This is a genomic window from Pedobacter sp. UYP30 (genome assembly GCF_040547165.1).
Lineage (GTDB): Bacteria > Bacteroidota > Bacteroidia > Sphingobacteriales > Sphingobacteriaceae > Pedobacter.
On sequence record NZ_JBEPPD010000003.1, the window covers coordinates 368,518 to 391,558 of the forward strand.

Annotated in this window: 22 protein-coding genes; 11 read left to right on the forward strand and 11 right to left on the reverse strand. The window is 39.4% G+C overall.

Translation table 11 applies throughout. From position 1 onward, the window contains the following. Positions 1 to 120: 120 nt before the first annotated feature. Both ABIB40_RS05965 and ABIB40_RS05970 read right to left on the reverse strand, forming a co-directional pair. On the reverse strand, positions 121 to 996 hold the full coding sequence (locus ABIB40_RS05965) for a tetratricopeptide repeat protein (RefSeq protein WP_354356989.1): 876 nt from the start codon (positions 994 to 996) through the stop codon (positions 121 to 123). Between the two features lie 11 nt (positions 997 to 1,007). Continuing rightward, the gene (locus tag ABIB40_RS05970) at positions 1,008 to 1,310 is read right to left on the reverse strand and encodes an HU family DNA-binding protein (RefSeq protein ID WP_354356991.1); all 303 of its coding nucleotides are present in this window, start codon (positions 1,308 to 1,310) and stop codon (positions 1,008 to 1,010) included. Between the two features lie 172 nt (positions 1,311 to 1,482). Here ABIB40_RS05970 and mutY point away from each other — a divergent pair, with 172 nt between their 5' ends. Further along, positions 1,483 to 2,526, forward strand: a complete 1,044-nt coding sequence (gene mutY, locus ABIB40_RS05975) for an A/G-specific adenine glycosylase (protein ID WP_354356993.1) — start codon at positions 1,483 to 1,485, stop codon at positions 2,524 to 2,526. Between the two features lie 55 nt (positions 2,527 to 2,581). Beyond that, positions 2,582 to 3,019 carry a single-stranded DNA-binding protein gene (locus ABIB40_RS05980; RefSeq protein ID WP_354356995.1) on the forward strand — a complete coding sequence of 146 codons (438 nt, stop codon included), beginning with the start codon at positions 2,582 to 2,584 and terminating at the stop codon, positions 3,017 to 3,019. Between the two features lie 48 nt (positions 3,020 to 3,067). On the opposite strand, the gene glmS is transcribed toward ABIB40_RS05980, so the two are convergent. Genes glmS through ABIB40_RS05995 form a run of 3 tightly spaced genes read right to left on the reverse strand, consistent with a single transcriptional unit; the run spans position 3,068 to position 7,218 of the window. After that, on the reverse strand, positions 3,068 to 4,906 hold the full coding sequence (gene glmS, locus ABIB40_RS05985; protein WP_354356997.1) for a glutamine--fructose-6-phosphate transaminase (isomerizing): 1,839 nt from the start codon (positions 4,904 to 4,906) through the stop codon (positions 3,068 to 3,070). Between the two features lie 57 nt (positions 4,907 to 4,963). After that, entirely contained in the window at positions 4,964 to 6,373 is a 1,410-nt protein-coding gene (locus tag ABIB40_RS05990; RefSeq protein WP_354356999.1) for a DUF4270 domain-containing protein, read from the reverse strand. A gap of 20 nt (positions 6,374 to 6,393) precedes the next feature. Beyond that, on the reverse strand, positions 6,394 to 7,218 hold the full coding sequence (locus ABIB40_RS05995) for a glycogen/starch synthase (RefSeq protein ID WP_354357001.1): 825 nt from the start codon (positions 7,216 to 7,218) through the stop codon (positions 6,394 to 6,396). 151 nt (positions 7,219 to 7,369) lie between these two features. On the opposite strand from ABIB40_RS05995, the gene panC reads away from it, so the two are divergent. From panC to ABIB40_RS06015, 4 genes are all read left to right on the forward strand, one after another. Further along, complete coding sequence (panC, locus tag ABIB40_RS06000) at positions 7,370 to 8,218, forward strand: pantoate--beta-alanine ligase (RefSeq protein WP_354357003.1); 849 nt, start codon at positions 7,370 to 7,372, stop codon at positions 8,216 to 8,218. A 102-nt stretch (positions 8,219 to 8,320) separates the two neighbouring features. Beyond that, positions 8,321 to 8,671: an aspartate 1-decarboxylase gene (gene panD, locus ABIB40_RS06005; RefSeq protein WP_354357004.1), complete on the forward strand. Its 351-nt coding sequence runs from the start codon at positions 8,321 to 8,323 to the stop codon at positions 8,669 to 8,671. Positions 8,672 to 8,675: 4 nt separating this feature from the next. Continuing rightward, positions 8,676 to 9,653 carry a lysylphosphatidylglycerol synthase transmembrane domain-containing protein gene (locus ABIB40_RS06010; RefSeq protein ID WP_354357006.1) on the forward strand — a complete coding sequence of 326 codons (978 nt, stop codon included), beginning with the start codon at positions 8,676 to 8,678 and terminating at the stop codon, positions 9,651 to 9,653. 99 nt (positions 9,654 to 9,752) lie between these two features. Next, positions 9,753 to 10,892, forward strand: coding sequence for an acyl-CoA dehydrogenase (locus tag ABIB40_RS06015; RefSeq protein WP_354357008.1), 1,140 nt, complete (start codon positions 9,753 to 9,755; stop codon positions 10,890 to 10,892). Positions 10,893 to 11,031: 139 nt separating this feature from the next. On the opposite strand, the gene ABIB40_RS06020 is transcribed toward ABIB40_RS06015, so the two are convergent. Next, positions 11,032 to 11,376, reverse strand: a complete 345-nt coding sequence (locus ABIB40_RS06020) for a phage holin family protein (protein ID WP_354357010.1) — start codon at positions 11,374 to 11,376, stop codon at positions 11,032 to 11,034. 18 nt (positions 11,377 to 11,394) lie between these two features. On the opposite strand from ABIB40_RS06020, the gene ABIB40_RS06025 reads away from it, so the two are divergent. Continuing rightward, complete coding sequence (locus ABIB40_RS06025; RefSeq protein ID WP_354357012.1) at positions 11,395 to 11,823, forward strand: hypothetical protein; 429 nt, start codon at positions 11,395 to 11,397, stop codon at positions 11,821 to 11,823. Between the two features lie 87 nt (positions 11,824 to 11,910). Beyond that, positions 11,911 to 12,102, forward strand: coding sequence for a cold-shock protein (locus tag ABIB40_RS06030; protein ID WP_354357014.1), 192 nt, complete (start codon positions 11,911 to 11,913; stop codon positions 12,100 to 12,102). A 168-nt stretch (positions 12,103 to 12,270) separates the two neighbouring features. Here ABIB40_RS06030 and ABIB40_RS06035 read toward each other — a convergent pair whose 3' ends face one another. Beyond that, positions 12,271 to 13,392 carry a TlpA family protein disulfide reductase gene (locus ABIB40_RS06035; RefSeq protein WP_354357016.1) on the reverse strand — a complete coding sequence of 374 codons (1,122 nt, stop codon included), beginning with the start codon at positions 13,390 to 13,392 and terminating at the stop codon, positions 12,271 to 12,273. Positions 13,393 to 13,641: 249 nt separating this feature from the next. Between ABIB40_RS06035 and ABIB40_RS06040 the strand changes: the two genes are divergently transcribed. The 3 genes from ABIB40_RS06040 to ABIB40_RS06050 all read left to right on the forward strand — a co-directional run bounded on the left by ABIB40_RS06040 (position 13,642) and on the right by ABIB40_RS06050 (position 17,290). Further along, positions 13,642 to 14,340, forward strand: a complete 699-nt coding sequence (locus ABIB40_RS06040) for a succinate dehydrogenase cytochrome b subunit (protein WP_354357018.1) — start codon at positions 13,642 to 13,644, stop codon at positions 14,338 to 14,340. Positions 14,341 to 14,355: 15 nt separating this feature from the next. Beyond that, positions 14,356 to 16,335 (forward strand): fumarate reductase/succinate dehydrogenase flavoprotein subunit, encoded by a 1,980-nt coding sequence (locus tag ABIB40_RS06045; RefSeq protein WP_354357020.1) that lies wholly within the window; start codon positions 14,356 to 14,358, stop codon positions 16,333 to 16,335. A 184-nt stretch (positions 16,336 to 16,519) separates the two neighbouring features. Then, on the forward strand, positions 16,520 to 17,290 hold the full coding sequence (locus tag ABIB40_RS06050) for a succinate dehydrogenase/fumarate reductase iron-sulfur subunit (protein ID WP_354357022.1): 771 nt from the start codon (positions 16,520 to 16,522) through the stop codon (positions 17,288 to 17,290). A 964-nt stretch (positions 17,291 to 18,254) separates the two neighbouring features. On the opposite strand, the gene ABIB40_RS06055 is transcribed toward ABIB40_RS06050, so the two are convergent. From ABIB40_RS06055 to ABIB40_RS06070, 4 genes are all read right to left on the reverse strand, one after another. Beyond that, complete coding sequence (locus ABIB40_RS06055) at positions 18,255 to 19,382, reverse strand: energy transducer TonB (RefSeq protein ID WP_354357024.1); 1,128 nt, start codon at positions 19,380 to 19,382, stop codon at positions 18,255 to 18,257. 170 nt (positions 19,383 to 19,552) lie between these two features. Then, on the reverse strand, positions 19,553 to 21,562 hold the full coding sequence (locus tag ABIB40_RS06060) for a TonB family protein (protein WP_354357026.1): 2,010 nt from the start codon (positions 21,560 to 21,562) through the stop codon (positions 19,553 to 19,555). Continuing rightward, on the reverse strand, positions 21,559 to 21,936 hold the full coding sequence (locus ABIB40_RS06065; protein WP_354357028.1) for a BlaI/MecI/CopY family transcriptional regulator: 378 nt from the start codon (positions 21,934 to 21,936) through the stop codon (positions 21,559 to 21,561). Before ABIB40_RS06065 ends, ABIB40_RS06060 begins: the two co-directional genes overlap by 4 nt. Before the next feature lie 120 nt (positions 21,937 to 22,056). Further along, on the reverse strand, positions 22,057 to 22,755 hold the full coding sequence (locus ABIB40_RS06070) for a ComF family protein (protein WP_354357030.1): 699 nt from the start codon (positions 22,753 to 22,755) through the stop codon (positions 22,057 to 22,059). Positions 22,756 to 23,041 lie beyond the last annotated feature (286 nt).

A 23,041-nucleotide genomic window follows, 5' to 3' on the forward strand; every position in this document is an offset into this window, starting at 1 on the left:
TTTTCTTATGTCTGTTTTTTCTTAAACGTTTTTTACGTTTGTGAGTGGCCATTTTATGTCTCTTTCTTTTCTTTCCGCTTGGCATAGTCTTAATTTTTAAATGTTTTTATCAATGTTTAATTAACTCTTGTTTTTTAACTCGGTAACCTTTTTATCTATAAAGCTAGCTAAAGATGGGTCAGCCGCTAATTTTTTACTCTCAAGGTAGGCAGCTATTGCTTCCTTGTTCCTGTCTAAATTTTCGTAAGCAGTAGCTAAATAAAAGTAAGCTTCTGGTGTTGGCGAAGTAGCAATAACTGTCTTAAAACGTGGAATTGCTTTATCAAATTGTCCAGATTTTATAGAGAACAAGCCTAAATTCATGTTGGCTTTAATGTTATTAGGTTGTTTGTTAACAACGTCTAACAACATAGCAATACCCTGCATAGGCATGCCCAGACCATTTACAATAGTAGATCCTAGGCCTGTTTTTGCGTCTAAGTTAGTAGAATCTTTCGCCAACGCATTTTTGAAAGACATGTTTGCTTTTGTTAGCAGGGAAGGCTGCGCCAAACTGTCTTGTGTACGGTCATACGCTTTCATAAAAGCATCTCCGGTTTTCACCCAATTCACAGCGGTAGGCTCATTTTCTGCCACAACCTCCAAATACATGGCAGATGGCGTAATCTGTTCTACATCGTCCCATTTCTGGGCGAGTTTTTTAGCTAAATCTACTTTCTCGTTACCACTAGCAGATTGGTATTTTTTCTCTAGGATGATAATGTCTTTGCCCAAACCCTTACTAATAGCGCTTTTCCCGGCTTCAGAGGCGTTTGCCAGTGTCAGCCCGCTTGTGGCCGCTGGGTTTTGAGCCATTTGGCCACTTGCAGCGCCGGCATTACCATTATGTTCTGCGGGTTTAACAAGCCCCTTAATGTCGCGCGTAAACAGAAAGGCAATGAGCAATAGAATTGCTCCGACAATAATAACCTGTTTGATTGTAATGCTACTGTTCACGCTGTTTGTTTTTAAGCTTCTACTTTAAGTGTTTTGGTGTTGCTTTTTACTTTGTCTACAAAAACTTTTGCAGGCTTAAAGCTTGGTACGTAATGCTCTGGGATAATGATAGCAGTGTTTTTGGAAATATTTCTGGCGGTTTTTTGTGCCCTTTTCTTTACAACGAAACTACCAAAGCCTCTTACGTATACGTTTTCGCCACCGATCATGCTGTTTTTTATTACTTTAAAAAACGCTTCAACCGTCTCTTGTACATCAACCTTTTCTATTCCGGTTTTTGTTGATATCTCTGAAATAATATCTGCCTTAGTCATACTTTAAATATTTATGTGTTTTTTTATGTATCTTTTTATAACTGTTTTGGGGTTGCAAAAGTATTGCTTTTTAATGAGATAGGGAAATAAAAGATGTTTTTTTTCGCAGCCTTAACATCAAACAATTGTAACAATCTTAAAATTTGAATTAAAACGTAGTATGTTTGCATCGATGGATTTTCAACACACCCTCTTATCGTGGTATAAAACCCATAAAAGAGACTTGCCCTGGCGCCATACAAATAACCCATATATTATCTGGCTGTCTGAAATTATTCTGCAACAAACTCGTGTAGACCAAGGAACTCCGTACTTTTTAAAGTTTTTAGATGCTTTCCCGACCGTAACCGATTTTGCGAAAGCAGATGAAGCGTCAATTTTGAAACTTTGGCAAGGGTTGGGCTATTATTCTAGGGCCAGAAATATGCATGCAACCGCCAAGCAGGTGATAGGAGATTATAACGGTGTTTTCCCCACAAGTTATCAGGAGCTACTAAAATTACGCGGCATTGGCCCTTATTCTGCGGCCGCTATTTCGTCTTTTTCTGCTGGGGCAAAGCAAGCCGTGGTAGATGGAAACGTATTTAGGGTGCTTGCCAGATATTTTGGCATACAATCGCCCATTAACGCCCCGAAAGGAATTAAGGAATTTAATGTGTTAGCGGCAGAGTTGTTGTTTATGCCGGATCCAGGTTTGTACAACCAAGCCATTATGGAGTTTGGCGCCCTTCAATGCAAAGCTAAAAAACCAGGTTGTAGTATTTGCCCGCTCAATGTGGATTGCGTGGCGTTAAAAACTGATTCCGTGGGTAAGTTGCCTGTAAAGTTGCCCAAGGCGGCTAAGAAAAGCCGCTACTTTAACTATTTCATTTGTATAAAAAACAATCAAATTTTGGTTCGGCATCGGCTAGCGGGAGATATTTGGCAACATTTGTTTGATTTTCCATGCATCGAAACGAAGGATGCTTATGATGGTTTGCAGCCTGATTTGATGGACGCAGCGGTAGCGGTTTTCGGTGTGGATAGTTCATTAAGTCTTAAAACAAGTTTGCGGCATATTTTAACCCATCAATTAATTACCGCAAAGTTCTTTTTGGTAGATGATTTTTTCATTGAGCTGTCTAAATTCGACAACTGTAAATGGGTTTCCTTACAAGAATTAGATGAGTTGCCCCAACCAAAATTGATCAACAATTTTATTGAGAAGTTTTTGTAAATAGCCTTAATTGGGCAATTTTTTTGTAATTTGGATTAAAACTTAAACGAAACGTATGTCGGGTATAAACAAAGTTATCTTAGTTGGTCATTTAGGTAAAGATCCAGAAGTAAGGCATTTAGACAGTGGCGTTAGTGTGGCAACTTTTCCATTGGCCACTTCAGAAACCTATAACAAAGACAATAAGCGGATAGAGCAAACAGAATGGCACAACATTGTTATGTGGCGTGGACTTGCAGATATCGCCTCAAAATATCTTAAGAAAGGAAAGCTTGTTTATATAGAAGGAAAACTCCGTACTCGCCATTTCGAAGACAAGGAGAAAGTAAAAAAATACATCACAGAAATAGTAGCGGATAATTTTACGATGCTGGGAAGAAAAACAGATTTTGAAACCAGCGAAAATATATCGCACACGGATCCCACCCCAGAAAAGATAGATGATCAATTTACAAAAGGGAACGAGCAAATGGAAGACGACCTCCCTTTTTAACCCATTCCCTTTTTTATAGCACTCTTTATTCTAACGTTATAGCAAACTTTATTCTACCGTTACAGATTTAGCCAAATTTCTTGGCTGATCTACATTGCAACCACGCATTACTGCAATATGGTAGCTAAGTAGTTGCAATGGAATAGTAGCCAACAACGGTAAAAAGGCTTCGTTTGCGTCTGGAATTTCTATGCAGTAATCGGCAAGATCTCTCACCACTTCATCGCCTTCTGTTACAATGGCAATAATTATTCCTTTTCTAGCTTTTACTTCTTGAATGTTGCTTATTACCTTTTCGTAAGATGAGTTTTGGGTTGCAATAAATACCACAGGCATCTCTTCATCTATTAATGCAATTGGACCGTGCTTCATTTCTGCCGCCGGGTAGCCTTCTGCATGGATATACGAGATTTCTTTGAGTTTTAGAGCACCTTCTAGTGCAACAGGGAAACCACTTCCACGACCTAAGAACAAACAGTTGGGAGAGTCTTTTATTTTCTCAGCAACTTGTTTTATAATGTCGTTTGAGGCCAAACATCTTTCTATTTTTTCAGGGATAGTATCCAACTCGGTTAACAACTGGGTAAGCTTAGTTGTGCTTAGCGTACCGCGCTGTTGGGCCATGTAAAAAGCCATAAGTGTTAGTACAGTTACCTGAGCTGTAAATGCTTTGGTAGAAGCTACCCCAATCTCTGGGCCAGCATGGGTATAAACCCCCGCGTCAGATAATCTTGGAATAGAAGCACCAGCCACATTACAAACGCCAAAAATAGTGGCGCCTCGTTCTTTTGCCATCTCTATGGCCGCCATAGTATCTGCGGTTTCTCCAGATTGAGAAATGGCTATAACAATGTCTTTCTCTGTAATAATTGGATTGCGGTATCTAAATTCTGAGGCATATTCTACTTCGACAGGAATCCTTGCATATTCTTCTATGAGGTATTCTCCAACTAAGCCGGCATGCCAAGAGGTGCCACACGCAATGATAATGATCCTATCGATGTTTTTTAACTTTCCGTCATACTCTTTAAGTCCACCAAGCAATACCTTACCTTCCTGCGGATAGATACGGCCACGCATACAATCTCTAATTGAGCGTGGCTGCTCATAAATCTCTTTAAGCATAAAATGATCAAATCCGCCTTTTTCCAAAACCTCTAGTTGCATTTCCAATTGATGGATTAGCGGAGTTTCAATAACGTTATCCAATCTTTTTACCAACAAATCGTTCTTGGTAACCAAAGCTATTTCGTTGTCGTTTAAGTAGATTACGTTTTTTGTGTATTCGATAATTGGCGTAGCATCAGACGCGATAAAATATTCTCCCTTACCAACACCAATAACCAAAGGGCTTCCCTTTCTTGCTGCTATTAACTGGGTAGCGTCATTTTTATCCATGATGACGATGGCATAGGCTCCAACTACTTGGTTAAGAGCAAGTCTTACCGCTTCTAGTAAATCAGTTTGTTCTATATTTCTAATTTCTTCAACTAAGTGAATTAACACTTCGGTATCGGTATCGCTCATAAACTCATGGCCACGGCCAATAAGTTCTTGTTTCAGCGTTGCATAGTTTTCTATAATCCCATTGTGGATGATGCAAAGGCTTCCATCATTTGAAGGGTGGGGATGGGAGTTTCTATCTGATGGCGCACCGTGTGTTGCCCATCTAGTATGCCCCATGCCGATGGTGCCCGAGGTATTTAGCTCTTTGGCAAAATTCTCTAAAACCGCAACTTTCCCAGCTTTTTTGTAAACCCTTAAGCCCTGATCGTTTAAAACAGCAATACCAGCACTGTCATATCCACGATATTCTAATCTTTTTAAGCCCTTTAGAACAATCGGCCAAGCTTCACGGTCACCAATGTAACCTACAATTCCGCACATAAATTTTTATTGAGTTTTAATTTTGATAAAAGTAGAGAAACTAAATCAAGAACAGGCTTAGTTAATCTTAGTATAATAAATATTTAATTTTAATTTATTGGCAGCGTTACCATTCGAACCGATTACTGTTCTGCCCGCAGCAGTAGCCGTAGGGATTAATTGAAACTCGTTTAACGCAGAAGGAGCTAAAAAGGCGCCGTAATCGGTCAATTTCCCATCTACCAATGCCTGCACGTAATTCGTAACTACAAATACATAACGGTTTTTTAAGGAATCATAATATCCGCCAAAAGCTGTACTTAAGTCTTTTGGGTCACCTTGAATCCCAGAATGATCAGGTAATTGTGCAGGTTGGCCAGCGATGTCAGATCGGTATAAAGATAACCGCGCAAGAGGGCCAAATGGGTAGGCGGTAGTTCCTGTACTAGCTGGAACTACCAACTCAGCTTTGTTTATCGCAGCTTTTCCATAAGTTGCCGTAAAGTTTTTTAACATTGGGAAAGAAATTCTGGTTTTAACACCTACAAGTCCTTGCGCATAGGTAACATCATACTGAGTTGCCGGGTTGTCTAATTGGGTTTGAATATCGGTGCCAGTGTAATCATGCGCGATCGTGGTGGTACTCGACGTGCCAATAATTGGATAGTTGACAGACAAGGTATCTTTAGTTGCCTTATCGTTTGTCCTTTTATAAACCAATTGCAAATACGAATTAGTACCATTTAAATTTACAAAAGCAATTCCGCCCACACCCGTAGAAGACGTCTTGTTTATCGAAACTGATAAGCCCTTAAAAGCGGTTACAAAAGCTGCATTAGAAGTGGTAATAAAAGTAGAAGCTTCCACAACATTAGTTTGGAAAAATTCCTTGCTGAGTTTTATACGCAGCTGCGGCGAAACAGATTTGAGTGTGTCTGCTTTGCCAGCCACAATATTGGTGATTTTAATTGGCGTAGTTGGTTTTATTTTACCAGTAAAGTTTCCTAAAACCTCATCGTTATATGGTTGAGGTGCATTACTTTTAAAAATTGTTATTGCATTGCTAAGTTGGTGCACATCGATACTATAGGTGGAGTTTGTAGTATCTCCATAAAACTTGGTTGGCTCTATTGCGCTACCTCCAACCTCAATACTGTCCAATTTTAACACCAACACCACAGAGTCTAATTGTGCAGAAAGGCCAAAGTCATAATTAACGGCAGGAGGGTTGACCGTTAGAGCCAAGCTCGCTTCGGTTTTTCCAAAAACGGAATCATCCATGTAGCCAAGTGGATACCTACTTAATCCAGCAGTGCTAATGTCCGCGCTTCGTACCGTGGCAGATGTAACCAGTTGGTTATCTACCAAATCTCCCTTAATGGCTGTATTTGCGTCTACATCTAAGCCAATATTGTTGGTGCTTTTACAGCCTGCAAAAAGAAAAAGACCTATCAACAGGGTTAATAAGTCTTGTTTTATAAAGTTCATATTCAAATTAATAATGCCTTTTAAGCAACAGAAACCAATTCATCATTTGAAATTTCTTCGTAAAAGTTGTAGAAGTTTTCAAAATCGTCGGTCAAGTTATAAGCTAAAATTGGTTTGTTAGAATCTTTAACAAATTTTAACACCGCATCGTCTGTATTTTCCGATGCTAAAACTACCGCATCAGCATGGGTAATTGCGCCAATCTGTAAGCTTTCAGAATCGCCTTTTTCGAAGGCCTTAGTGTCTTTAGCTACCATATTTGCCATCAAAGCCTTTTTTGAAAAAGTTGGGTTGAGGTTGCCCTCAAAGCTTTTATCGTAAACAGAATATACTACTTTAGAATTTTTAAAGGTAGGGTCGTTCTTATAATTTGTTTTGATGTATACAGGTATCAAGGCGCTCATCCAACCGTGGCAATGCACAATGTCTGGTGCCCATCCCAATTTTTTAACAGTTTCTAATGCGCCTATACAGAAAAATATACTGCGTTCGTCATTGTCTTCGAAAAATTTTCCCTTTGCATCATTAAACACATGCTTGCGATGGAAATATTCCTCATTATCTAAAAAGTAAACCTGCATCCTAGCCGCTGGGATTGAAGCCACTTTAATAATAAGCGGGTTATCGGTATCATCAATTACGATGTTCATTCCCGAAAGCCTAATCACTTCGTGAAGCCTGTTTCTCCGCTCGTTGATGTTGCCAAATTTCGGCATCAAAATGCGGATTTCGAAACCCTTTTCTTGCATTGCTTGTGGCAATTGGCGGGTAATTTCAGCAATTTTTGTAAGTTCAAGGAACGGCGACATTTCGTGGGTAACGATCAGCAGCTTGGTTTTAGCCATCTCCATATAAATCAGAAAAATTTTAATTAAATTAAAAAGATATTGTGTTGCAAAGGTAACTAAAATAATGTTATTTATCAATAAGACAATCAATTGTTTGGTTTACTTTAGATAAATGCACACCTTTAGCGCAAAAACCAAAATTCTAAAATTGGAAGTAATTCACACAAAAGCTGCGCTCAATAATTTTGTATCGCAACTAAAATATAAAGGAAATAAAATTGCGCTTGTGCCTACCATGGGCGCGCTGCACGCGGGCCATATTTCGCTAGTAGATCAGGCTAAACAGTTCGCAGATGTGGTTATTTGTAGCATTTTTGTAAATCCCACTCAATTTACAGATACAAAAGATTTAGAGAAATACCCTCGGCCTTTAGAACACGATTTAGACATGTTGAGCGCAAGCGGATGCGAAGCTGTTTTTATGCCTAGCGTACAAGAGATGTACCCTAAACCAGAAGCATGGCACGTAGATTTGGGGCCAGCAGAGTTTGTGTTAGAGGGACAATTTAGAAAAGGTCATTTTCAGGGGGTAACGCAAATTGTAAAAAAGCTTTTTGATTGTGTAATGCCAGATGTAGCGCTATTTGGGCAGAAAGATTTTCAGCAGGTTTTGATGATAAAGAATATGGTCGAGCTGTTTACTATGCCCATAGAAATTGTCACTTGTCCCATTATTAGAGAAACCGATGGTTTGGCAATGAGCAGTCGAAACATGCACCTTTCTACAGAAGACAGGAAGCACGCGCTTGTGCTAAGTGAAGCCTTGCTGTTTGTGGCAGAGCGTTTTAGCGAGGATTCTATTGGTGCACTGATCGAACAGGCCAAAGATTTTTTTAAACATCAAGTTGGAGTGGAATTAGATTATTTTACCATTTCGAACATAACTACGCTTATGCCAGCAGAGTCGAAAACAGAAGGCGATTTGGTTGCACTGGTTGCCGCTAAAGTGGGCGCCACACGTTTGATAGATAACATAATTTTAACGGGAAAAAATTAACAGATGTACGTTTGAGATAATAACATGTAACCGATGTGGTTTATGTAGGCGAACTACCTAGTCGGCCTTTCGAGTTCTACTTTTAAATGGTAACTTTGTGGTATGACAATCTCGATATTAAAATCTAAAATACACAGGGTAAAGGTTACTCAAGCAGAACTTAATTATGTGGGCAGTATAACCATTGACGAAGACTTGATGGATGCGGCCAACATAATTGCAAATGAGAAAGTGCAGATTGTAAACAACAACAACGGCGCACGGCTAGAGACCTATGTAATAAAAGGTGAGCGTGGCAGTGGTACTATTTGTTTAAACGGTGCGGCGGCTAGGCTTGTGCAGGTTGGAGACATCTTAATTATTATTTCGTATTGTTCGATGCCCATTGAGGAGGCGAGAAACTTTCAGCCAGCCCTAGTTTTCCCAGACGATAATAACCGTCTCTTAACCTAATGTAGTGAGCACTGCCTTAAAGTCGGCGTTAAAAATTACTCTCCTGTTTTTAATAGGAATAGCAATTTTATACTTTGCTTTTAGGGGACAAAATTTAGAAAGCATTTGGCTAGAAATAAAAGTTGCCAACTTATTTTGGGTAACAGTCGCTGTGGTATTTTCCCTTGTTGCAAATGTGATTAGAGCCTTGAGGTGGCAAATGCTATACCATTCTATCGGATATAAAGTTGGCTTTTTAAATGCGCTATTTGCCCTGTATATAGGCTATCTTTCAAATCTGGCACTGCCAAGATTTGGGGAGCTGATTAGGTGTAAAGCCTTAGAAAGACAGGCCAACATTCCGTTATTTGCCAGCATCGGAACCGTAATAACCGAAAGACTTTTCGACGTTCTTGTGTTTTTTCTAGCAACAGTAGGTGTGGTTTTTTTTCAATTTAATTTGGTTGATGAGTTCCTAACCGCAAATGTATACCAAGGTTTTTTAGAGCAATTTGCAACTAAGCATATTTGGTGGATAGTTGGAATCATCTTATTGATGGTAGCTTTCCTCGTACTTCTTTTCTATTTTGTGAAAGGCCGTTTCAACCGGAGGTTATTGCGTGTGTATAGCGCCTTAAAACAAGGACTTACCTCTTACCAAAAATTAAAACGCAAGCCCTTGTTTTTAAGTTACAGCATAGGCATTTGGTTGCTTTATCTGTTTTCTATTTTCGCCGCGTTCTTCTCTCTACAAAGCACTTCGGGTCTTGGATTAAACACAGCCTTTACCGCGATGGTTTTTTCTGGACTAGCCATGGCTGTACCAGTTCAGGGAGGAATTGGGGTATTTCATTGGATGATGGCGAAATGTTTGATGTTGTATGGAATAGCCTTTACAGACGGTTTGGCCTATGCCACCGTTATGTACGCAATACAGTTATTGCCCATTATGTTGGTTGGCACAATTGGCTTTGGTATTCTTTTTAAGGATAAGCGAAAATAAGATTACTAGGTCATGTAATTTTTGCTGAAAAAGGGTAAACAATCACGATCGTTTTGGGTATAAATGTTACATTTGGATACAACCAAAATTAAAATTGTTATGCATTTCGAATTGACCGAAGAACAACTAATGATCCAGAAGGCAGCGAGGGATTTTGCACAGCAGGAACTTTTACCTGGCGTGATTGAGCGAGATGAATATCAAAAATTTCCTACAGAACAGGTTAAGATGCTTGGTGAACTGGGTTTTTTGGGAATGATGGTAGACCCTAAGTATTGTGGTAGTGGTTTAGATGCTATATCTTACGTGTTGGTGATGGAAGAGCTTTCTAAAATAGATGCCTCTGCCTCTGTAGTGGTTTCCGTAAACAATTCTTTGGTTTGCTACGGCTTAGAAAAATATGGCTCGGAAGCGCAAAAAGAGAAGTTCTTGAAACCTTTGGCCACAGGCGGAAAAATTGGGGCGTTTTGTTTGTCGGAACCAGAGGCAGGTTCCGATGCAACTTCTCAGCATACAACCGCAGAAGATAAAGGAGACTATTATTTGCTTAACGGAACCAAAAACTGGATAACAAATGGCAGCACGGCCTCTACCTATTTGGTAATTGCACAAACCCACCCAGCGTTACGACATAAAGGAATAAATGCTTTTATTGTAGAAAAAGGAACTGAAGGTTTTACTGTTGGTCCAAAAGAAAACAAGCTTGGTATTCGTGGTTCAGACACACATTCTTTAATGTTTAATGATGTAAAAGTTCCGAAGGAAAATAGAATTGGCGAGGATGGGTTCGGCTTTACCTTTGCCATGGCTACGCTAGAGGGCGGCAGAATTGGCATTGCGGCACAAGCTTTGGGTATTGCGCAGGGTGCTTTTGAGCTCGCTACAAAATATGCCAAAGAAAGAAAAACATTTGGAAAGCCTATTGCAGAACATCAAGCAATTGCTTTTAAGCTTGCAGATATGGCAACGCAAATAGAGGCAGCAAGAATGTTGGTGTATAAAGCGGCATGGCTTAAAGACCAAGGCTTGCCTTACACGCAAGCAGGTTCTATGGCCAAACTTTATGCCTCTAAAGTCGCGATGGAAGTAACGGTAGAAGCCGTGCAGGTACACGGAGGTTATGGTTTTGTTAAAGAATACCATGTAGAACGGTTGATGCGCGATGCAAAAATCACCCAAATTTACGAAGGTACCTCCGAGATTCAGAAAATGGTAATTAGCAGGGGAATTATTAGATAGAGATTTTTTAGCACATATTTGGTTTTTGCGCCCACGATTGAAACGATATCCTTTTTGGCTTTGTTTTCGCCAAAAAGATAAAGTGGAAATCCCGCAGTGCGGGACCAAATAAGTAAAATGACTTCGGCGTAACTAAATTCTATTTCTCTTCGCCCACTACTGCACCAAAAATTGCTTTAATTAACGCAACGACGATGGCTAAAAATGCTGCGGCAAAAAAACCAGTCGTGTTAAAAGAGGTCATTAAACTATCTACCAGCAAAATCATCAAAACGGTAATAATGAAAGAAACCAAGCCCAAGGTTAAAAAATTGATGGGGAAAGTAAGTACCCTGAGAATAAAACCAATGGTTGCATTCGCAAGCGCAATTAAAACGGAGGCAATAATGGCGCTGCCATAACCTGCCACCTCTACACCGGGTATAAGTTTAGCGCCAATATAAAAGGCCAAACCGGTAAGTAAAATTTCGATAAGTAATTTCATAATGCCTAAATTAGATGCATGGTAAAAAGCATAAATATAGGTTGTTTTTCTGTAATCCTCATCTGTTTTTGCAACTGTTCAAATGTAGACAATCTTCCGGTCATTAAGTTTTCTGTAGATAGCGCTTCCATTCTCGTTAAAAACATAGATAAGGTTAGCCTGCTGCAGCTTAAAGACTTAGTTAAGGCCGACAGCGGGGTAAGTGATTATCTGAAAATTAGGATTGTGCCATCGAAAAATAGTACCGTTGGCGGTAACGAAATTGTACCCGGAACAGTTAAAGTGGTTGGCGATTCTTTGATTTTTTTTCCGTCGGAGAAATTTGCGCCTGGAAACAGTTATTTGGTAGAAAGCTATATTGGGGCGCAATTTGGCAGTATCGGCAACTTGCTTAAGGGAAAGGGACAAACAACAGTACATCCCCAGCATAAAATACTTAGGAGGTAAATACGTGTTTTAACCAGAATAAAATAAAAAATTGATTAATAGGAATTTAACTGTATCTTTGTCAAAATTAATATAACAAGAAATACAATGCAACAAGGAACAGTAAAATTTTTTAATGAAACAAAAGGTTTCGGATTTATCACTCCATCAAACGGCGATGCCGAAATTTTTGTTCATGCTTCAGGCCTAATTGACAACATTCGCGAGAATGATTCTGTAAGCTACGATGTAGAAGAAGGCAGAAAAGGCTTAAACGCGGTAAATGTAAAAGTGGCTTAATTAAGTAACACATAAATCGTACAAAGCCCCAGCTAAAACTGGGGCTTTTTATTTTTAAAAAAATTATTGGTTACATTCGTTAGTTGAAACTATGCACTTCGGCGCAAGAAAACGCCCTAATGCCCAGCGCCTCAATGTCTCAATGCCTAACGCACAACGTCTCAGCGCCTAGTGTCCCAACGCTTTTTCCAACTCATCGCCAACAAAATCCATAGAAAGATCGTGCCCTGTAAGCACTTTGCCATTTTTATCTACTATTGCAAAATAGGTTATGCTGTAATTGCTTATGTTTTTCGCATTCGGAGATTTTGCCCCTTTCAAATCAGAATATTGCGGCCAAGTAAGATTTTGTGCTTTTATTCCATTTAACCATGCGTCTTTATCTTTGTCATAAGAAACGCTAATAAACTGTACATCTTTATCTTTAAACTTTTGGTAAAGATCAACCAACTCTTTGTTGTTCGTTGCACTTTTACCGCTGTAAGATGTCCAAGCGATGATAAGGTTTACCTTTTTAAGCACTTTTGTTTTGTTAAAAGCTTCGCCTGATGGGGTTGTACCCTCAATATTTGGCATTGTGCTGCCTACGCTCATTAACATGGCAGTAGCTATTTGGCTTTCTAATTCTTTTCCAATTTCGCTTGTCCTCACATCTTCGCTTAGCCCATCGTAAATGCCTTTAAATATTTGTGGACTGTCGTCTATGCCAGGTAACCTAGTTAGTAGAAAGGCAGATACTTTAGAATCTGGACTTTTCTTTGCGAAATCTTTAATAATGTCCAAATCTAAAGAAGCACTTTTAGCTTGCCAATGGTCTAAACTTCTAGCAAGCTCTGCAACAGTGCTTGGGTTTGCGTGGTCTAGCGCAGTTTTCGCCATTTCTAAACTGTCAAGAACGTCTTTGCTGCGCTCATCTTTCAGTTTGTAATAGTCTATTAATGTTTTCCCTTCTATAGATGAAGCCTCTTTTATCGGATAGAAATATAAATTCTTTCCATCAAGCTGCATTTTGGTCTCGCCATTATCTAAGTAGATCCAGTATTTTTTTTCTTTGCCACCGTCTTGTATCATCAATTCTTCAAAATTGTTGGTGGGTTGGTTTGCTTTAAAAGTTTGAGCCTTGTTTTCAATATTGATAACTTTTAACGCTTTGTTAGTAGCCACATCATTGATTGCGATTACCGCATTTGGCCCAAAATTGGTGGTAGTTGCGGAAAATGTGGCTGGTTTCGGGTCGCATGCGGATAGCATTAATACGAGGCCGCCCATTAAAATGGAATAGTTTTTCATCGTTTGGTTAGATTTATTTGTGCGCAATATAAGTTTTCGAGTTAAGTTTTTCAAAGATGTTTGGCTAACTTGTTCCGTCGGCAACGGAAAAACGGTCGAAACATCACCCAGAAGGGAAAATTTAAACTACCCTAATGTTTTTTAGAACGTTTCTAAATAGCTCCTTTGTGCCTCTTTTTAAGATATGCTTTATAAATTAAGGCCATAAATAAATACTTTTGCGTAACGTTAGATACAAATACTAATCAAATGGGTAGTTTCGGAAATGCTTTCTCTGCCTCAATAGGGAAAAAATTTATAATGGGTATTACAGGATTATTTCTAGTACTCTTCTTAATAGTGCACTGTTTTATAAATTCGCTTATATTTTTTAACGATGGCGGCATAACCTTTAATCAAGGCGCACACTTTATGGCGAGCAATTGGTTGATAAGGGCTGGTGAAATTGTGCTGTTTATTGGGCTTATTGCCCACATCGTTCAGGGTTTGAGGCTTTGGATACAAAATAGAAAAGCACGCCCAGTTCGTTATGCGGTAAACAATGGCAATGCAAATAGCAAATGGTACAGCCGCTCTATGGGTTTATTGGGCACATTGTTGCTCATTTTCTTAATCGTGCACCTTTCTAACTTTTGGGTAGTTTCTAGGTTTACAGGAATAGAAAATTACGATGGGGTTACTGGTTTAGATGCAAATGGAAATGAGAATTTGTATTTTGTGATGCACGCCGTGTTTCAAAACCCACTCATTGTTGTATTATATGTATTGGCAATGGTTTCTTTATGTTACCATTTATTACACGGTTTTGCATCGGCTTTTCAAAGCTTGGGTTGGAACCACTCTAAATACAACGCTATTATAAAAGGAGCAGGTGTTTGGTATGCTATTATTATATGCATTCTATTTGCGGCAATGCCGATAGCAATTTATGCAGGTTTAATTAAATAACTAAGTTACAAGGAAATGTCAGATTTGAATTCAAATATACCAGAAGGCGATTTGCCTCAAAAGTGGACCAAGTTTCGTTCCTCTGTTGCTTTGGTAAACCCCTCAAATAAACGAAGTATAGAGGTAATTGTAATTGGCTCTGGTTTGGCTGGTAGTTCTGCTGCGGCCACTTTGGCAGAAATGGGTTACAAAGTAAAGTGCTTTTGTTTCCAAGATTCGCCACGTAGAGCGCATTCTATTGCCGCTCAAGGCGGAATAAATGCTGCAAAAAACTATCAAAATGATGGTGATAGCGTTTACCGTTTATTTTACGATACCGTAAAAGGTGGCGATTATCGCTCTCGAGAAGCAAACGTGCATCGTTTATCAGAAGTAAGTGCTAATATTATAGATCAATGCGTTGCACAAGGTGTACCTTTGGCCCGCGAATATGGTGGCTTGCTAGACAACCGTTCTTTCGGCGGTGTGCAGGTTCAGCGTACGTTTTATGCAGCTGGGCAAACAGGGCAACAATTGTTGCTTGGTGCTTATTCTGCCTTAGAACGCCAAATAGGCATGGGTAAAGTAGAAATGTACACCCGCCACGAAATGCTCGAAATTGTTAAAATAGATGGCAAAGCGCGTGGAATCATCGCCAGAAATTTATTAACCGGAGAATTAGAACGCCACTTTGGCCATGCAGTTGTATTGGCATCTGGAGGTTACGGAAACGTATTCTATCTTTCTACCAACGCCATGGGCTGCAATGTTACTGCTGCTTGGAAAGCGTGTAAGCAAGGCGCTTATTTTGCAAACCCATGTTATACACAAATTCACCCAACATGTATTCCAGTTTCTGGAGAGCACCAAAGTAAGCTTACGCTGATGTCTGAGTCTTTGCGTAACGATGGTAGAATTTGGGTGCCGAAGAAAAAAGACGATAACCGCAAACCAACCGATATTCCAGAAGATGAACGCGATTATTATTTAGAACGTCGTTATCCTGCTTTCGGTAACTTGGTGCCAAGAGATGTAGCATCTCGCGCTGCCAAAGAACGTTGTGATGCAGGTTATGGCGTTGGAAAATCTAAGCTTGCAGTATATTTGGATTTTAAGGCAAATACAGCGCGCTACGGAAAAATAGAAGCTTCAAAAGCTGGCGATCATAACCCGAGCCAAGAAACCTGTTTAAGGTTGGGCCACGATGTGGTAAAAGCCAAATACGGCAACTTGTTCGATATGTATGCGCAAATTACGGGCGAAAACCCTTACGAAACGCCAATGCGTATCTATCCCGCGGTGCATTATACCATGGGCGGTTTATGGGTAGATTATAACCTTATGACCAGTGTACAAGGTTTGTATTGCATCGGCGAAGCTAATTTCTCAGACCATGGTGCAAATAGACTTGGTGCCTCTGCATTGATGCAAGGCTTGGCAGATGGTTATTTCGTGCTTCCATATACCATTGGACAATATTTATCAAAAGAAATCTCTGTTAAAGCAATACCAACAGATCACGAGGCTTTTGTTGAGGCAGAAGCTCGGGCAAAAACAACCATCGAGAAATTGGTTAACGTTAAGGGAACAAAATCTGTAGATCATTTTCATAAAAGATTAGGCCATATTATGTGGGAGAAATGTGGAATGTCTCGTAATGCGGAAGGCTTAAAAGAGGCCATCTCAGCTATTCGCGCGCTTCGCGAAGAGTTTTGGAAAGATGTGCGTATTCCTGGATCTGCAGATGAATTAAACCCCGAGTTGGAAAAAGCAAATAGAGTTGCCGACTTTTTAGAGCTCGGTGAAATGATGTGTGTTGATGCTTTAGATAGAAATGAAAGTTGTGGAGGCCATTTTAGAGAAGAACATCAAACGCCAGAAGGAGAAGCTTTACGTGATGATGAAGGTTATTCTTATGTGTCTGCTTGGGAGTATGAACCAGGCGTTAAATTTAAACTGCATAAGGAAGAACTTAAATTCGAAAACATTAAAGTAGCACAAAGAAGTTATAAATAGTTTATAAAAGAAGTAGTTAGATGTTAGTATTTAGTATCAAGATAGCATAGCACCACGTAAATTCTTCATTTGCGAGGAACTGTCCGTCCCGATTGTTCGGGAAAGCAATCTCTTTATTAAGTCTAATCTTTAACCCGTTTAGTGTCTAAATACTTATTACTAACTACTAAATACTAATAAGACCATGAGTACAGGAAATATGAATTTAACCTTAAAGATTTGGCGTCAGAAAGACAACAAAACTAAAGGTGCATTAGTAGATTATAAAGTTTCGGATATTTCGCCAGACATGTCTTTCCTGGAAATGTTCGACGTATTAAATGAGGAATTGATAAACAAAGGAGAGGAACCAGTTGTGTTCGATCACGATTGTCGCGAGGGTATTTGCGGCATGTGTTCTATGTTTATTAACGGCAGGCCTCACGGTCCTAAAGACCTCATTACTACTTGCCAGTTGCACATGCGCTCTTTTAAAGATGGCGATACCATTGTGGTAGAACCTTGGCGCGCTGCCGCTTTTCCGGTGGTAAAAGATTTAACGGTAGATCGTTCTGCTTTTGATAGGGTTATCGCCGCTGGCGGATTTATATCTGTAAACACAGGTAATGCCCAAGATGCAAACGACTTGCCAATTGCAAAAAGGCAAGCAGATGCTGCCTTTGAGGCAGCCGCTTGTATCGGTTGTGGCGCTTGCGTAGCAACGTGCAAAAATGCTTCGGCCATGTTGTTTGTTTCTGCAAAAATATCTCAGTTGGCGCAGTTGCCACAGGGACAGCCAGAGCGTTACCGCCGGGTGCAAAGTATGGTTGCACAAATGGATGCCGAGGGTTTTGGAAACTGTACCAACACCGGTGCTTGCGAAGCCGAATGTCCGAAAGGAATTACGTTAGAAAATATTGCCCGTATGAACAGAGATTTTGCTCATGCCAAATTCGTATCAGAAGAACAAATTTAACGCTTGAGACAAGGCTAACCGGTTGACTATCCGAACGGAACGTTATTGATGTTGAAAAATAAATAAAGTATTTATTTGCTTCGATTGTAAAAAACACATAGATTTATAGCCCCGAGACAGGAGATTATCATAAAACCCCATGTAAAGTTACTGGGGTTTTATGTTGTAAAAGAGATTTTCGTGCAGAGTGAGGTTCATCAGCTCTTTTGCTAACTCTGGAAGAAAGCAGAGGGAAATCAGACAACGCAATTCATCGTAAATTAAGTTCTTCTCCTCTTTTTTAGGAGGTGTTGGGGCAATGTCATTAACATAAGAGAAACCAAAAAGCAGGTTTCATCGTGAGGGCTAATATATTTCATATAAATCAATTGAAATGACGTTTTTGTTAAGCTCGGTATAGCCATCTCGCTACTCCCGGCCTAGCAGCAGTTTGGAGGAAAAAACGCCTAAAGCTGCTGGCAGAGACCTGACGGGGTATTGATGCGAAGATGATTTGCAGCCGTGAGCGGAAATGAGTAGGGGAAAGGCCTCGAATCATGAATGTTAAACAGCTTGGCGAATTTTTACCCAAAGGGATGCCAGCCTTGAGTTTATTCATTAGCATCTATTGTTTTATCTGCATTCATGAGCTCGCAGAAATGCTCGGTTTTGCTAATTTTTGTCAAGAAAAAAGTAGGGCTCCCGTCCAGACAGGACAGCGTCAGGTCTAGCGGAGGTCGTTTTTGGTAAGGCTGAATGATAGAAGTCAGGCAATGTTATGATCTTCTGATAAGTAATTGATTATAAATAACGTCAATGGTAGCTTCCCGAATGGTCGGGCCAAGCAGTCGAAGGACAGCTATTTTGTTGGTTCCAATGATTTTCTTACCAGATAACTAATTGTTTACATAGTACTGTCAATAGTAATTTGTTTCGGTAGCCTTCATCCTAGATTTCGACTTTTTTTAGTTGTTAACGCAAGCAGTCATTCTTTCTTCTCTTCAACCTTCTTTTTTAGTTTAATTAAGATAACTCCATTTTTACCTTTCTCGCCATACGGCTTAATATCCTCAGCCGCTTTTAGAACATCTACAGAATAAATATGCTTTGAAGGTATGCTCATATACGAGCCAAAGTATTCCTTTCCATCAACAAAAACTAAAGGTGTCGGTTTATTGGATCCTAAATTAAAGTTTACTACAATGTTGTAGCGTACGCGTACAAACTCTCCATTTTGCACACCTGGATTCCATTTCGGACTTTCCTTTAACGCTCGTATGGCCTCGGCGTCAATATCGTCACTTACGCCTTTCATTATTTTAAAGTCGGTTAAACTACCATCCGTTTCAACTGTAAATTGAACAAATACTTTTCCTTGTATGCCAGCTATACTTGCAGATTTTGGGTAACGAATGGTATTTCCCAAATATTTGTAGAACATTTGCAAACCACCAGGAAATGCGGGCATTTTCTCAACCTTTGTAAAATCGAAAACTTGGTCTTTTTTAACATCAAGGTTTGATACTTTTCCAAGGTTTGATACTTTTCCGTTAATTCCAGAGTTCATCAACTTTTCTGTGTTTGTTTTGTCGACCTCTTTTTGTTTACGTGCGTAGGCGATGATAATTACGTGATTTAAATTTGTAAAACCTTCTAATGGTTTAACTTCTTCTTTGGTAACTATTCTACCTTTGCCTTGCAGGGCAAAAGACGTTACAAACGCATAGCTGCCATCATAACTTGTATCAAAATTTGGGTAAGATAAAATGGCTTTCATTACTTCTTCATCGCAACCCTGCCCAAGACGTTTAACAACGGTTAAGTTGGCCACCTTTCCATCTGTAATGCTAAAGGTTACCTGGCATGGCCCCGAAAAATTAATTTCTTGTGCCTTTTTTGGGTATTTTATAGATTTAGCTATAAATTTGTAAAAGGCATCCCAATTGGGGTTTATTGCCGTTGGCAAAACATTTCTGCTAACTTTAATAGAATTATTAAGGACGGCGTTTGGTTTTAAATGAGCCGAAGAAAAAATGGCAGCAAGCATCAACAAGGAAAAAAAGACGCTATATTTCAAACGCACAGTTTTCTTAAGTTTTGTTTTTTCTAGCATTTTGCTTTGTATTGAAAGATGTTACGTTTAAAACGCATCTTCGAATTTAGTGTTTTTTGTTAAAAAAGACTAATACAGCTGGTTACCAAGTTTTATAATGGTCTGCTTAGGTTTGGAGAGATTTAAAATGAGAGCGTAAATCTCAAATTTTAACTGGCAGAAAGTAAAAGTTATTTTTTGTAATCTTCCAATTTCTTCTTTAAGGCAATTATAATCACTCCATTTTTTCCTTTATCTCCATATAAGGCGGTTGCCTCGGTGTCTTTCAAGACCTTAATTGTCTCAATGTCGTTTGGAGAAATGGTTTTAAAATCTTTGGTATATTCTTTTCCGTTTACTATATATAGGGGCTTTTTCGCAGAATCTTTTCCATCGTCCAAATTAAAATTTACCGCAATATTGTATTTTACCCGTACAGCTTTGTCATTATAAATCCCTGGATTCCATCTCGGGCTTGCTTTGAGCACTCTTATTGCCTCATCATTAATTTCTTCACTCGGTCCTCTAACTACTTGAATATCCGACAGACTCCCATCTTCTTCAACTATGAAAGTCAAAAATACCTTTCCTTGTTTATTGTCCTCCTGTGCTTTCTTTGGGTACCTAATCGATTTGCTCAAATATTGGTAGAACTTCTCAATCCCACCTGGAAATTCAGGTTGCTTTTGAATGGACACAAAGTCATATATTTTATCGCCTGATGGTTTTTGTGTAAGTTTTACGCCCAAAACCGCCCCTTCAGTTTGCGAAGATTTGTCTTTAACCTGTACTTCATTTAATGCAATCCCGCCGGCTTTTGTTTTATCATATTGCGTAATCGTCACATTCTTAATGCTGTCCTTGTCCGCTTGCGTTGTTTTGTAACGTACAAGTATTGTCGTTTTCAAATTTGTGTAACCTTCTAACGGCGCAATTTTTTGAGCGTTGTTGTTATTGTGTTCATCGTAAATCGCAAACGTTACGCCCATAGCATATTTTCCATCATAGGTTTTATTAAGACCTTTGTAAGACAGAACTGCTTTCATCACTTCCTCGTCGCAACCATAACCTAAAGGCTTTGCAATAGAGAGGTCTACCACTCTTCCACTTCTTACGCTGAAAGTTATTTGGCTATTGCCTGCAATATTGTTGTCGTATGCGTCAGATGGATAGTGTAAATGCCCGGACACAAATTTATAAAATGCTGCCCATTCCCCAGGAACATTTTGAGGCTCAATTGTTTTAGTTTTTTGCGATGCATTAACACTTTTTTCAATTTTTGCTGGAGCAATTTTCATCGCCTCTGGCAAAATACTATTTACCGTCTCAATAGATTTTTCTACATCTACCTTATCTGCAAGTGTTGCCAATTTTTTATTTTTGTTAAGTGTGGCAGATGATAACACGGCCGCCAACATAAACATGGGTAAGAACATTCCGTATTTTAACAAGGCTATTCTTCTAGATTTGTTTTTGTGTAACATATAAATTCGTTTTTTAATTAGTGATTTTTTAAAAAAGCCATGCATAAGTAAGCTCGGCTCTACGCCCATTACGTTACTAAGAATCAGCACGGCGTAAGCATGTTTATCTCCGTGGCTATTGGCAGAAGCTTCGTCGGCCAAAAACTCATGGATGTCTTGAAGCGCTTTTTTATACAGGTGAATAAATGGATTGAACCAGTTTACTATGGCAAACAGCTCAAACAGCAACACGTCGATACTGTGAAACTGCCTAATGTGTACGTCTTCGTGCAGAGAAATTACCTCAGCGGCAGGTAAAGCTGGGTCAATTACTTTTCTGCCTAGAAAAGAATAGGCAGCTCCCGGAGTCTCTGCCGACAATAATTTTCGGGTTTTAATAAGGCTTAGAATAAGTTTACCCAAAAAGAAGGCTACCCCTAACAAATAAAGAACGGCCAAAACATCGGTAAAAGTAAAGCTGATTTTTTCATCGGGAATAATGCCGACAGGTTGCGCCAAGGCATCCCAAGAAACGATAGTTTGTACGTTGGTCCCAATGGCATCGTTGTATAACCAGCTGCTTCTACAAAAAGGCAAGGCCATAGAAAGTATGCCGGCGCACAACAAATAAACTCTATTTAGCTTAAAATAGGTTTCCTTATCCAACAGCAGTTTATAAAAAATAAAAAAAGCGGTTAAATACAAGTTGGCTAAGAGTAGGTAGTTGGAGAAGCTCATCTTGGTCTGTTTTTAATTTTATTAATCATTTTTAAAATTTCATCCACATCGCTCAAATCCATTTTTTCTTCTTTAACAAAGAATGAGAACATGCTTTCTACAGAATTTTCGAAATAGTTATCCAGTAATTTTTCTGTGGCGAAGCGCTTGTAATCTTCCTTGCTAATGATCGGGAAGTATTGATGCGCTTTTCCAAACGCCTCATGCCCTACAAAGCCCTTGGTTTCTAAAATCCTAATAATGGTGCTTACCGTATTGTATGCTGGTTTGGGTATTGGCAGCTTTTCGATAACCTCTTTCACAAAGGCTTTATCTAAATCCCACAACACCTGCATCAGCTGTTCTTCCGCTCTGGTTAAATCTTTAATTTTCATATCTTTTTTATTTTGGTGTCGAAATATTAATCAAACTTAAAACTAATTTTTTAGTTTTCAAAATAATTCTTAAAGTTTTAGTTGATTTTTTTTGTCGGGCTAGAAATTGCCCACGCGGCGTTAATCGGCAAAAGCCAAAGCGGCGATGCTTACCTTCGCTACCCCGCTTTTTGTTAGGGCGTTGGCACAAGCTTCTATAGTTGCACCTGTTGTAATAACGTCGTCTACCAGTAAAATATGTTTGTTACAAAGAGGCTCGCTGCTTTCAACCGAAAAAACATCTTTCATGTTCTGGTAACGATTGTACCTGTTTTTCTTGGTTTGGCTGTCTGTATGGGTGGTTCGCAATAGCAAACCTTCATTTACCGTGACCTCAATTTTCTCGGCAACCCCCATTGCAATAAAGGCACTTTGGTTGTATCCCCTTTTTTGTAACCTTTTTGGATGCAGCGGTACCGGCACAATAAAATCTATACCTTTATATAATGAGCTTTCCAAGAGTTTATCTCCAAGCAGTCTGCCCAACAACAGCCCAATCTCGGTTTTCTGGTTGTATTTTAAATTGTGCATCAAATTTTGAATGCTTGCGCCCTTTCTAAAATACAACATAGCCATAGCCGCTTCAAATTCCATTCTACCCCAAAGCTGTTTTGCAACTCGGTTTTCAAAATGTATATGGTAGTCGGTATACGGTAAATGATGGATGCAATTTAAACACACCAAATGCTCACCTCTAAATAGTGGCGTTCCACAGGCATTGCAGAGGTTGGGAAACAGAAGCCCAACAAAGTCTTGGAAGTAATGTTTTGCTGAAACCACAACCCTAATTTAGATAATAATTTTTAGAATTGTAGATACTATTGAGTAATCAGTATTTTTTGGGCGCCTTAACACGCCATCTACTATATCTTTTGATTTCCGAAGTAGAGGTCGAAAGGATGCCGTTTCTGTCGTTGGCGCTGCCCCAGCGCCGTCCCGATACCCCGTTGCAAAAATAAATGATGCTATGTCACAGCGTTTTGCGGTGATTATCCTGAAATCCTCTTCCGGTTATAACTGCGTGCCGTTATTTTTTCTATCTTTGCACTCCGCTCAGGGATATGGG

Bases quoted from the DNA above. Each gene is read 5' to 3' on its own strand.
- ABIB40_RS05970 (WP_354356991.1), bottom strand. From the start codon at position 1,310: ATGACTAAGGCAGATATTATTTCAGAGATATCAACAAAAACCGGAATA.
- mutY (WP_354356993.1), top strand. From the start codon at position 1,483: ATGGATTTTCAACACACCCTCTTATCGTGGTATAAAACCCATAAAAGA.
- ABIB40_RS05980 (WP_354356995.1), top strand. From the start codon at position 2,582: ATGTCGGGTATAAACAAAGTTATCTTAGTTGGTCATTTAGGTAAAGAT.
- glmS (WP_354356997.1), bottom strand. From the start codon at position 4,906: ATGTGCGGAATTGTAGGTTACATTGGTGACCGTGAAGCTTGGCCGATT.
- ABIB40_RS05990 (WP_354356999.1), bottom strand. From the start codon at position 6,373: ATGAACTTTATAAAACAAGACTTATTAACCCTGTTGATAGGTCTTTTT.
- ABIB40_RS05995 (WP_354357001.1), bottom strand. From the start codon at position 7,218: ATGGCTAAAACCAAGCTGCTGATCGTTACCCACGAAATGTCGCCGTTC.
- panD (WP_354357004.1), top strand. From the start codon at position 8,321: ATGACAATCTCGATATTAAAATCTAAAATACACAGGGTAAAGGTTACT.
- ABIB40_RS06015 (WP_354357008.1), top strand. From the start codon at position 9,753: ATGCATTTCGAATTGACCGAAGAACAACTAATGATCCAGAAGGCAGCG.
- ABIB40_RS06020 (WP_354357010.1), bottom strand. From the start codon at position 11,376: ATGAAATTACTTATCGAAATTTTACTTACCGGTTTGGCCTTTTATATT.
- ABIB40_RS06025 (WP_354357012.1), top strand. From the start codon at position 11,395: ATGGTAAAAAGCATAAATATAGGTTGTTTTTCTGTAATCCTCATCTGT.
- ABIB40_RS06030 (WP_354357014.1), top strand. From the start codon at position 11,911: ATGCAACAAGGAACAGTAAAATTTTTTAATGAAACAAAAGGTTTCGGA.
- ABIB40_RS06035 (WP_354357016.1), bottom strand. From the start codon at position 13,392: ATGAAAAACTATTCCATTTTAATGGGCGGCCTCGTATTAATGCTATCC.
- ABIB40_RS06040 (WP_354357018.1), top strand. From the start codon at position 13,642: ATGGGTAGTTTCGGAAATGCTTTCTCTGCCTCAATAGGGAAAAAATTT.
- ABIB40_RS06045 (WP_354357020.1), top strand. From the start codon at position 14,356: ATGTCAGATTTGAATTCAAATATACCAGAAGGCGATTTGCCTCAAAAG.
- ABIB40_RS06050 (WP_354357022.1), top strand. From the start codon at position 16,520: ATGAGTACAGGAAATATGAATTTAACCTTAAAGATTTGGCGTCAGAAA.
- ABIB40_RS06055 (WP_354357024.1), bottom strand. From the start codon at position 19,382: ATGCTAGAAAAAACAAAACTTAAGAAAACTGTGCGTTTGAAATATAGC.
- ABIB40_RS06060 (WP_354357026.1), bottom strand. From the start codon at position 21,562: ATGAGCTTCTCCAACTACCTACTCTTAGCCAACTTGTATTTAACCGCT.
- ABIB40_RS06065 (WP_354357028.1), bottom strand. From the start codon at position 21,936: ATGAAAATTAAAGATTTAACCAGAGCGGAAGAACAGCTGATGCAGGTG.